This is a genomic window from Streptomyces bohaiensis (assembly GCF_012033785.1).
Taxonomy (GTDB): domain Bacteria; phylum Actinomycetota; class Actinomycetes; order Streptomycetales; family Streptomycetaceae; genus Streptomyces; species Streptomyces bohaiensis.
Genome location: NZ_JAAVJC010000173.1, coordinates 1 through 10,101 on the forward strand (window position 1 = coordinate 1; position 10,101 = coordinate 10,101).

General features: G+C 75.3%; 8 protein-coding genes. 6 read left to right on the top strand and 2 right to left on the bottom strand.

Annotated elements, in window-relative coordinates:
• On the bottom strand, positions 1 to 519 hold a 519-nt coding region (locus tag HCN52_RS17150), incomplete at its 3' end, for a cysteine dioxygenase (RefSeq protein ID WP_168089334.1).
• 546 nt (positions 520 to 1,065) lie between these two features.
• Between HCN52_RS17150 and HCN52_RS17155 the strand changes: the two genes are divergently transcribed.
• From HCN52_RS17155 to HCN52_RS17165, 3 genes are all read left to right on the top strand, one after another.
• Positions 1,066 to 1,329 (top strand): WhiB family transcriptional regulator, encoded by a 264-nt coding sequence (locus HCN52_RS17155; RefSeq protein ID WP_167934566.1) that lies wholly within the window; start codon positions 1,066 to 1,068, stop codon positions 1,327 to 1,329.
• A 273-nt stretch (positions 1,330 to 1,602) separates the two neighbouring features.
• Complete coding sequence (locus HCN52_RS17160; protein ID WP_168089335.1) at positions 1,603 to 5,316, top strand: glycosyltransferase family 2 protein; 3,714 nt, start codon at positions 1,603 to 1,605, stop codon at positions 5,314 to 5,316.
• On the top strand, positions 5,313 to 6,977 hold the full coding sequence (locus tag HCN52_RS17165; protein WP_245175231.1) for a DUF5719 family protein: 1,665 nt from the start codon (positions 5,313 to 5,315) through the stop codon (positions 6,975 to 6,977). Before HCN52_RS17160 ends, HCN52_RS17165 begins: the two co-directional genes overlap by 4 nt.
• Positions 6,978 to 7,005: 28 nt before the next feature.
• Here the strand turns inward: HCN52_RS17165 and HCN52_RS17170 are convergent, their stop codons facing one another.
• On the bottom strand, positions 7,006 to 7,461 hold the full coding sequence (locus HCN52_RS17170; protein WP_168089336.1) for a metallopeptidase family protein: 456 nt from the start codon (positions 7,459 to 7,461) through the stop codon (positions 7,006 to 7,008).
• 143 nt (positions 7,462 to 7,604) lie between these two features.
• On the opposite strand from HCN52_RS17170, the gene HCN52_RS17175 reads away from it, so the two are divergent.
• The 3 genes from HCN52_RS17175 (at position 7,605) to HCN52_RS17185 (ending at position 9,939) form a co-directional block, all read left to right on the top strand.
• Entirely contained in the window at positions 7,605 to 7,988 is a 384-nt protein-coding gene (locus HCN52_RS17175) for a DUF3499 domain-containing protein (RefSeq protein WP_168089340.1), read from the top strand.
• A 225-nt stretch (positions 7,989 to 8,213) separates the two neighbouring features.
• A complete protein-coding gene (locus HCN52_RS17180; protein WP_168089337.1) occupies positions 8,214 to 9,593 on the top strand; it encodes a phosphomannomutase/phosphoglucomutase in 1,380 nt (459 codons plus the stop codon).
• 166 nt (positions 9,594 to 9,759) lie between these two features.
• Positions 9,760 to 9,939: a Trm112 family protein gene (locus tag HCN52_RS17185; RefSeq protein WP_168089338.1), complete on the top strand. Its 180-nt coding sequence runs from the start codon at positions 9,760 to 9,762 to the stop codon at positions 9,937 to 9,939.
• Positions 9,940 to 10,101: the final 162 nt, after the last annotated feature.

Consider the following 10,101-nt stretch of genomic DNA (forward strand, 5'->3'; position numbering starts at 1 on the left):
CTGCCGCACCGCGGGCAGCCCGGGGTGCGCCGCCCGTTCGGCGGCGGCCTCGGCCGTGCCGGCGTGCATCGGCATCGTGGTGAGCCCCGGGTGGTAGAGGTGGAGCGAGACCGCCGGTTCCAGCGAGGCGTTGACCATCTCGTGGACGTACCCCGGCGCGAACACCCGGGTCGGTCCGGGCCGGAGCGCCCGTCGCGCCGCGAGCCCGGCGGTGAACTCGGTGAGCTCGCCCGCCAGCACGGTGAAGACCCCGTGCGCGTCGCCGTGGTCGTGGCGCCCACTGCCCTGGCCGGGCAGCCAGCTAAGCAGCCACAGCTCGTAGCCGGGACCGGTGCGCAGCCGCCGGTACCAGCGGCTCGTCGGGTCGTACCCCACCAGCGGGGCCCACTGCTCAGGACAGTCCGCGACGGAGCGCAGCAGCCCGGCGAACCCCGCGACGGTGCAGGGGTGTTCGGCGGGCGGCGTCATTCGGTGCGGCAGCGCGGTGGTGTCACCGGCGATCTCGTTGTCGCTGTACATGAGGGACCCGTGGTGTCGAGGGGCGGACGGTGCCGGGACGCCGGCGATCCGGCGGCGGCACCTGTGATCGTACGGACACTCAGCGTGGCCGACTCCTCAGGTGAGCGCTTCCGGGGGAGGACTGTCAAGCGACCCGTGCGTTCGGACGCATTGTTTCACCACATCCGGTTCCGGCCGGTGCCGAAAGGTTTATGCGTCCGGGGACTGGACAGGTGGCGCAACATCGGACCTGACAGGCGCCGTTGTCTTCCTGTGATTCCACTGTGATCCGGGTCGCTCGACCGGGGCTGCCGGAACACGCCGGGTGCGCGGTTCGTCCTCACTCCAGGGACCCCTGGAGCGGGCGGCCGAAACACCCGAAGTGTCCGGAGGTTCGTGGTGATTTGATCACGATCGGCGCGGGTGTGGTGCCGCTGGGTGAATCACCGGGCAGCAGGCAGAACACGGCTTGACGGGCCCGGATGACGCACTTGTAATTTCACCCGTGTCGTTCGGTCTGTATCGGTAACGGCAACATCACGGGGACGCAAGGAAGGCGAGGCGCAGATGACCGAGCTGTTCCAGCAACTGCTGGTCGAGGACACCGACGAAGAGCCGGGCTGGCAGGAGCGCGCACTGTGCGCCCAGACCGACCCGGAGTCCTTCTTTCCCGAGAAGGGCGGCTCCACCCGCGAGGCCAAGAAGGTCTGCCTCGCCTGCGAAGTCCGCTCCGAGTGCCTGGAGTACGCGCTCGCCAACGACGAACGCTTCGGTATCTGGGGCGGTCTGTCGGAACGCGAGCGCCGGCGGCTGAAGAAGGCCGTCGTCTGAACCGGACACCGCGGCGCCGGCGACGCCGGACCCGCGTGATCCACCCGCCCCCCACGGCCGATGGCCGCGAACCCCGCATAGCCGGCCCCCGCCCGGGGCCCCGTCACCAGCACCGCCCGCTCCGGCGGGAGGACAACGAAGCAGCGGCCGGACCCGCCGGCCCACCCCCGCGCACACGCCCCCGCACCGTGCGCGGACCGGACCGGCGGCTCCCGCAGCCCCGGTAGTGTGTGGCTGTCCGCCGACCTCCACCGAACCGGGGCCCGTACCTCGATGCCTGCCGCAGCCGCCTCACATCCAGAGCTTCCGCAGCATGTCGTCACCGCCGTGCTGGTCTCGCACGACGGAGAGCGCTGGCTCCCCGACGTGCTCGCAGGACTGGTCAACCAGCAGCGACCCGTCCAGGACGTCATAGCCGCCGACACCGGTTCGGCCGACCGCTCCGCCGACCTCGTCACCGATGCGCTCGGCCCCGAGCGCGTCCTCCACCTCGCCCGCCGCACCGGATTCGGTGCGGCCGTCGCCGAGGCGGTCCGCACCGCCCCCGTCCTCACCCCGGACGACCTCGAGTACCTCAAGCGCCCCAGCGGCTGGGACCCCGAGACCCGCACCTGGCGCGACGACACCTACGGCATGCCCGAGCTGCCGCACGGTGAACCCATCCACTGGCTCTGGCTGCTCCACGACGACTCCGCGCCGGACACCGACGCGCTCGCCAAGCTGCTCCGCCATGCCGAGGCCCACCCCGACGCAGCCGTCATCGGCCCCAAACTCCGCGGCTGGTACGACCGCCGGCAGCTCCTGGAGACCGGCGTCACCATCGCCCGCAGCGGCCGCCGCTGGACCGGGCTGGACCGCCGGGAGCAGGACCAGGGCCAGCACGACCAGCACCGCAGCGTCCTCTCCGTCTCCACCGCGGGCATGCTCATCCGACGCGACGCCTACGAGCGGCTGGGCGGCTTCGACCGCAACCTGCCCCTCATGCGCGACGACCTGGACCTCTGCTGGCGCGCCCACTCCGCCGGCATGGACGTCCGCGTCGCGCCCAGCGCCGTCATGCGGCACGCCGAGGCCTCCGCCCGCGAGCGGCGCACCATCGACAGCGCCGGCCGGCTCGGCGCCAGCCCCCACCGGGTGGACAAGGCCGCCGCGGTCTACGCGCTCCTCAGCAACAGCCGCTCCAAGGTGCTGCCCTGGGTGATGCTGCGCCTCGTCGTCGGCACCGCCATCCGGATCCTGGCCTACCTCGTCGGCAAGGCCCCCGGCCGCGCCCTGGACGAGTTCGCCGGACTGCTCTCCGCGCTGCTGCGCCCCGGACGCATCCTCACGGCGCGTTCGCAGCGCCGCACCACCACCTCCGCCGACCTCGACCACGCCGCGCTCCGGCCGCTCTTCCCGCCCCCCGGTGCCACCGTCAAGGCGACCGTGGAGCAAGCGGTCAGCGCCGTCTCCCGGCGCGACGAGGCCGCGGCGGCCGGCAGCCGCCACGGTGCCGTCGAGTCCGGGCCGGGCAGCGACGACGCCGACGTCCTGGAAGTCGAGCAGTTCACCCGGGTCCGGGCCGTCGCCCGCCGCCCCGCCCCCGTCCTCTTCCTGCTGCTCTGCCTGGTCGCGCTCGCCGCCTCCCGTGAACTCATCGGTGGCGGCGCGCTCTTCGGCGGCGCCCTGCTGGCAGCACCCGCCGAGGCCGGCGAACTCCTCGCGCGCTTCCGGGAGAGCTGGCAGCCGCTCGGCATCGGCGACACCGGGTCGGCGCCGCCGTACCTGGCGCTGCTCTCGCTGCTCTCGCTGCCGTTCCTCGGCTCCACCGGCCTCGCGATGACGCTCCTCATGGTCGGCGCGGTCCCGCTGGCCGGGCTGAGCGCCTACCTCGCCTCCAAGCGCCTCGTCACCTCCCGGGTGCTGCGCGCCTGGGGCGCGATCGCCTACGCGTTCCTGCCGGCCCTCACCGGCGCGATCGCCTCGGGCCGGATCGGCACCGTGGTCCTCGCGATCCTGCTGCCCCCGCTCGCCCGGTGCGCCGTGTACTCCGCCGGACTGGTACCCGGCACCCGCGGACCGTGGCGCGCGGCCTGGGCCGGAGCGCTGCTGCTCACCGTCGTCACCGCCTTCACCCCGGTGATCTGGCCGCTCGCCGTGCTGCTCGCAGCCGCCGCGCTGGCCCGCCCCGGAGCCCGCGGGCCCCGGCTGCGACGGTTCGCGGCACTGCTGCTGACCCCGCTCCTCATGCTGGCGCCGTGGTCGCTGACCGCGCTGACCAGCGCGGACGAACTGCTCACCGAGGCCGGACAGCGGTTGGCGGCCGACCCCGTCGGGCCGGCTGCGCTGCTGGGACTCAACCCCGGCGGCCCCGGCACCCCCGCCGACTGGCTGATGCTCGGACTGCTGCTGGCCGGCCTCGCCGCCCTGCTCCGCCGGGAGCGCCGCACCGCGGTCACCGCCGCGTGGGGCGCCGCGATCGGCGCGCTGGTGGTGGCGGTCTGGGCCAACGGCTCCCACTGGGCGGGTCCCGGACTCGTCGTCGGCGGCCTCGCGGTGATCGCCGCAGCGGCGCTCGGCGCCGACGGTGCCCGCCACCGCGTGGCCGCCGAGAGCTTCGGCTGGCGTCAGCCGGTCGCCGTGCTGCTGGCCGTCGCCGCCGCCCTCGGCCCCGCGCTCGCCGCGGCCGGCTGGATGGTCAGGGGCGCCGACGGACCGCTGGAACGCGCCAACCCCGTCCAGGTTCCGGCCTTCGTCGCCGAGGAGAGCTCCACCGGCGACCGCGCGCGGACCCTCGTCCTCGCCGGCGAGGACCGGACCACCGACGGTGCGCCGGCCGCCCTGGACTACGCGGTGGTCCGCGGCGCTGGCGCACGGCTCGGCGACGCCGACATCGCGCGGCTCATGGCCGAGGACCCCGACCTCTCCGCGATGGTGGCCGACCTCGCCGCCGGCTCCGGCGCCGACCAGGCGGAACGCCTCGGCGGCTACGCCATCCGGTACGTGCTGGTCCGCGACGGCTCGCCCGACGAGCTCCACCGGGTCCTCGACACCACCCCCGGGCTCAAGCGGCTCAGCCAGGAGGACGGCAGCGCGCTGTGGCGGGTGGAGCGGGAGCTCTCCCGCGTCATGGTGCTGCCCGCCGAGGGCGACACCACCGCTCCCGCACGGCTCCCGGCCGGGCCGGTCGAGGTCGACACCGACCTGCCCGACGGCCCCGAGGGCCGGCTGCTGCGCATCGCCGACACCGCCTCCGACGGCTGGGAGGCGACGCTCGACGGGCGAGCGCTGACACCGGTCACGGTGGACGGCTGGGCCCAGGGATTCGAACTGCCCGCCGGTGAGGGACGGTTGCTGGTCAGCCACAGCGACGGCACCCTGCACACGCTGTGGACATGGACCCAGGGCTTCGGCCTGCTGGTCCTGGTGATCCTCGCCCTTCCCGGGCGCCGCCGCGAGGTCGACGACGACCTGCCCGACGCTGCCGACAGCGGCGACGCCGCTCCGGGGGAGAGCGGCACCCGGGTGCCCCGGGCCCGCCGCGCCGCCGGGGCGCCCACCGCCCCGGAAGCCGCTCCGGCGGACCCGGCCGCTCCCCAGGAGCAGCCGGTTCCGGTCGGCGCCGAGGCCGAGTGGTCCGGGCACGCCGGTGACCCGAACCGGCCCGAACCCGCCCCGGAGCAGCAGGCCGCCCCCGGCACCACCTGGGACGGTTACGACTACGCGGGACAGGGACAGGGCGGTGGCGCCGACCACGGCTACGGCGGGCACGGTTACGGCTACGCCGACCCGCACCAGGGGTACGGGCCCGAGACCGGCGCGCACCAGCAGCCGGCCTACCCCGGCACCGGCTACGGCGACCACACCACCGGGTACCCGCAACAGGGGTACGACTACGGCAACCCCTACGCCTCCGACAGCGGCTGGCAGGGCCGCGACGAGACCCAGGGGTACGACCACTCCTCCGACCAGCCGCACCACTACGGCGACGGGAACGGCCAGCGATGACACTCCGCCCCGGTGGCACCGACGCCCCCGACACCCCGGCGGGCACCCGCAGCCCGCTGATCACCCTCGCCGCGGTGGCCGTGGCCCTGGCGGCCGTCGCGGGCGCCGCCACCCTCGGTGGCGACGCGGGCGCCGCCGCCTCGGCCGCCGATGCCGAACGGGCGCCGGTGGAGCGATCCACGCTGGTCTGCCCGCAGCCCGGCACCGCCGAGTCGGCGGCGACCCGGTACACCGCCTTCACCCCCGGCGGCGCCGGGGACGCCGAGGGCGCCTCGGGGCTGTCGCCGCTCACCGAGCACACCCCCGGCGCGGGCTTCGACCCCGACGAGGACAGTGACGCGGACGGGGGCGGCGACGAGGACGCCGACGAGGACAGCGACGCCGACGGCGACACCGGCGAGGACGAGGACGCTGACGGTGACGAGGAGTCCGGCGACGACGCCTCGGAGACCGACGCAGACGACCGGCTCCTCGCCGGCGACCTGCCCGGTGTCCCCGTCACCGACACGGTCGACGGACCGGACGCCCCGGCCCTCGCCGGCACCGCGGACGGCGCACTCGCCCCCGGCTGGACCGTGCAGCAGACCACCCTCGTGCGCGACGCGGCCGACGGCCGCGGTCTGCTCGGTACGGCCTGCCAGCGCCCGGACACCGCGTTCTGGTTCGCCGGCGCCTCCAGCGCCGAGGACCGTGCGGACTACGTGCACCTGACCAACCCCGACGACGGCGCCACCGTCGTCGACATCGACCTCTTCGGGCCCGAGGGCCGACTGGCGCCGATCGTCGAGGAGGGCATCACCGTGCCGGGCGGCACCACCGTCCGGGTGCGGCTGACCACCCTCACCGAGGCCACCGAGGACGCCCTCGGCGTCCACGTCGTCGCCCGCACCGGTCGGATCGGCGCGCAGATCCAGGCGGTCGACACGGCCGAGGGCGCCGACTGGCTCGCCCCGGTCACCGCGCCCGACGGCCCCGTGGTGCTGCCCGGCATCCCCGCGGACGCCGAGTCGGTCCGCCTGGTGGCGTTCACCCCCGGCGAGAGCGACATCACCGCCCGGATCGGCTTCGCCGGCCCCACCTCCACCATCACCCCCGCGGACAACGAGACCGTGCACCTGCGGGCCGGCATGGTCGAGTCGGTGGCGCTGGACACCGTCGTCCAGGGCGAGGCCGGCTCGCTGGTCCTCACCCCCGAGGGCGGCACCACCGGTCCGATCGTGGCGGCGCTGCTCGTCACGCGCGAGGAGGACGGCGAGCGGGAGTTCGCCTTCCTGCCCGCCACCGCCCCGATCACCGAGCAGTCGACCGCCGCCGGCAACGTGCCGGGGAACGCCGAACTCATCCTCACCGCGGCCGGCGAGGACGACGCGGAGGTGGAGATCACCACGTCCGCCGGTGACGAGGGGGGCGAGGCCACCACCGACACCCTCACCGTCCCCGCCGGGACCACCGTCGCCTGGGCGCCGGAGTCCGCGGAGGACATCGAGGGCCGCTACGCCCTCACCGTCCGGCGCACCGGTGGCGGCATGCTGCACGCCGCGCGCGTGCTCACCGAGGACCGGGACGACGTGCCGATGTTCACCGTGCAGACGCTGCCCGACGACCTGTCCAGCGTCTCCGTGCCGCGCACCTCGCCCGACCTGGGCGTGCTCGGCCGCTGACACCTCGCCGCGGGGCCGTGCGCCACGGTCAGTCCTGCCCGTACCGGGGGTCGACGGCCTCCGGCGCCAGCCCCAGCAGTTCCGCCGCCTGTTCCACGACGACCTCGTGCACCAGCGCGGCGCGGTCGTCCCGGCCCCGCGCCCGCAACTCCACCGGCCGCCGGTAGACGACGATCCGCGCGGGGTGGTCCCCCTTCTCGGGGACGGCGCGCCCCAGCGGCACCGGCTCCGCGTCCTCCCCGGACGCCCCGTCCGGTACCTCGTGGACCTCGAAGTCGACGCGTCCCAGCTGCGGCAGGCGTCGCCGCAACCGGTCCGCGGAGTCGAGGACCAGCCCGTCGAAGGCCTCGGCACGGCTGGCCGCCAGGGGCACCTGGGGCGGCGCGAGGGGACCGCGTATGCCGCGGCCGTGCCGGTCGCGGTGGCGGTGCGCCGAGGCACCGGGCGGACGGCCCGCCGTCGGGGACGCGCTGGGATCACTCATCGCCTCCGACCTTAAGGGACGACCCCCGCACCGTCGGTCACGTTCGGGGCGAACCGGTACGTCCCGGCCATGATGGGGGCGACACGGGCACCGGGCGCCGGGCCAACCGTCGCGGCCCGCTCAGGAGTGCGGTACCGTCCAACATCGTGAGCTCCGTACGTCGCTGTTCGCGCACCGCGTGCGGCCGACCCGCCGTCGCGACGCTGACATATGTCTACGCGGACTCCACGGCGGTCCTCGGCCCGCTCGCCACCTATGCGGAACCCCACTGCTACGACCTGTGCGCCCACCATTCCGAGCGGCTCACCGCGCCGCGCGGCTGGGAAGTGGTGCGCCTCGCCACGAGCACCTCGCCCCCGAGGCCGAGTGGGGACGACCTGGAGGCACTGGCCGACGCAGTCCGGGAGGCCGCCCGAGGGTCCCGCGAGGTGCCCGAGGCCCGCAAGGCGCCCCCGCGCGCCGGCGCCGACCCCATGGAGGTCGCCCGCCGCGGCCACCTCCGCATCCTCCGCTCGCCCGATCCCTGAACCGGCGGCCCATCGGGTCGCCGCCCCGGCGGACCGCCGCCCCGCCGGGCCGAACGGCGCCACCGGGCGGCGTGTCCCCACGGTGACCCGTGTCCTACGCTCGGTACCGTGACCGACCCGCGTGCCGCCGACGCCGCGCGGGCGTGCGCCGGCCCGGACCACGGGCCAACCGACAGGCGCGCAGTCGAACACCAACGATCCGTCGGACACACCGAGGGGTGACCCGTGCCGGACCTGTCCCAGATCGTGAAGGCGTACGACGTCCGTGGAGTGGTCCCGGACCAGCTCGACGAGAAGCTGGCGCGGCTCTTCGGAGCCGCCTTCGCCGAGATCGCCGGTGAGGGCGGCGCCGCCGCGCCCGCCGTCGTGGTCGGCCACGACATGCGCCCCTCCTCGCCCGGCCTGGCCCGCGCGTTCGCCCTCGGCGCCGCCGACCGGGGCGCCGACGTCACCGAGATCGGGCTGTGCTCCACCGACCAGCTGTACTACGCCAGCGGGGCGCTGGACCGCCCCGGCGCCATGTTCACCGCCAGCCACAACCCCGCCCGGTACAACGGCATCAAGATGTGCCGCGCCGCCGCCGCTCCGATCGGGCAGGACTCCGGCCTCGCCGACATTCGCGCCCTGGTCGAGCGCTGGAGCGCCGAGGGCGCCCCCGAGCCCGTCGCGAAGCCGGGGAGCCTGGAGCCCCGCGACACCCTCGGCGACTACGCCGACCACCTGCGCTCCCTCGTGCCGCTGGACGGGATGCGGCCGCTGAAGCTGGTGGTCGACGCCGGCAACGGCATGGGCGGCCACACCGTGCCGACCGTGCTGGCGGGACTGCCCTTGACGGTCGACGCGCTCTACTTCGAACTCGACGGCACCTTCCCCAACCACGAGGCCAACCCACTGGACCCGGCGAACATCGTCGACCTCCAGGCCCGCGTCCGCGAGACCGGCGCCGACCTCGGCATCGCCTTCGACGGCGACGCGGATCGCTGCTTCGTCGTCGACGAACGCGGCGAACCGGTCTCCCCCTCCGCGATCACCGCCCTCGTCGCCGCCCGCGAGCTCGCCAAGGCGCCCGGCGCCACGGTGATCCACAACCTGATCACCTCCTGGTCGGTCCCCGAGGTCGTCCGCGAGTCCGGCGGCGTCCCCGTCCGAACCCGCGTCGGCCACTCCTTCATCAAGCAGGAGATGGCGCGCACCGGGGCCGTCTTCGGCGGCGAGCACTCCGCGCACTACTACTTCCGCGACTTCTGGAACGCCGACACCGGAATGCTCGCCGCCCTCCACGTCCTGGCCGCGCTCGGCGGCCAGGACCGACCGCTCTCCGAGCTCGTCGCCGCCTACGACCGGTACGCGGCCTCCGGCGAGATCAACTCCACCGTCGCCGACCAGGCAGGACGCGCGGCGGCGGTCCGCGCCGCCTACGCGAACCGGGCCGGAGTGGAACTCGACGAACTGGACGGCCTCACCGTCACCGCCGAGGACTGGTGGTTCAACCTGCGGGCGTCCAACACCGAGCCGCTGCTGCGCCTCAACGTCGAGGCGCGGTCCGCGGACGCGATGGCCGCCGTCCGCGACGAGGTCCTCGCCCTGGTCCGCGCGGCCGACTGACGCCGGCGCCGCATTCCGCCGGGCACCGCCCAGGCCTCGGGCGACCGGTCGGCCGGGCCGCACCACGCGGCCCGGCCCACCGGCCCCGCGCCCACCGCCGCCCGTGGCCGGGCCCACCCCCGGCCGGTAGGGTGATCAGCACGACACTTCCGCCGGAGGGACCCCCATGCCGCTCGTCGAAGCCGCACTCCTGGACATCCTGGCCTGCCCCGAGTGCCACACCCCGCTCCGCGAGGACGAGAGCGCCGAGGAACTCGTCTGCTCCGCCGAGAGCTGTGGCCTGGCCTACCCCGTCCGCGACGGCATCCCCGTCCTGCTGGTCGACGAGGCACGCCGCCCCTCCTGACCCCGCCCGCCGCCGGCCGCCGCGCGCCGGCCGACCGGCCCCGGGTGAACGGAGCCCGCCATGACCGACGAACCGCTGCTCGACGCACCCACCGCCCTGCTGCGCGCCGACCGGCAGGGCCTGCTCCGTCCGGTCGCCGCCGCAGGCGCCCAGGTGCGCACC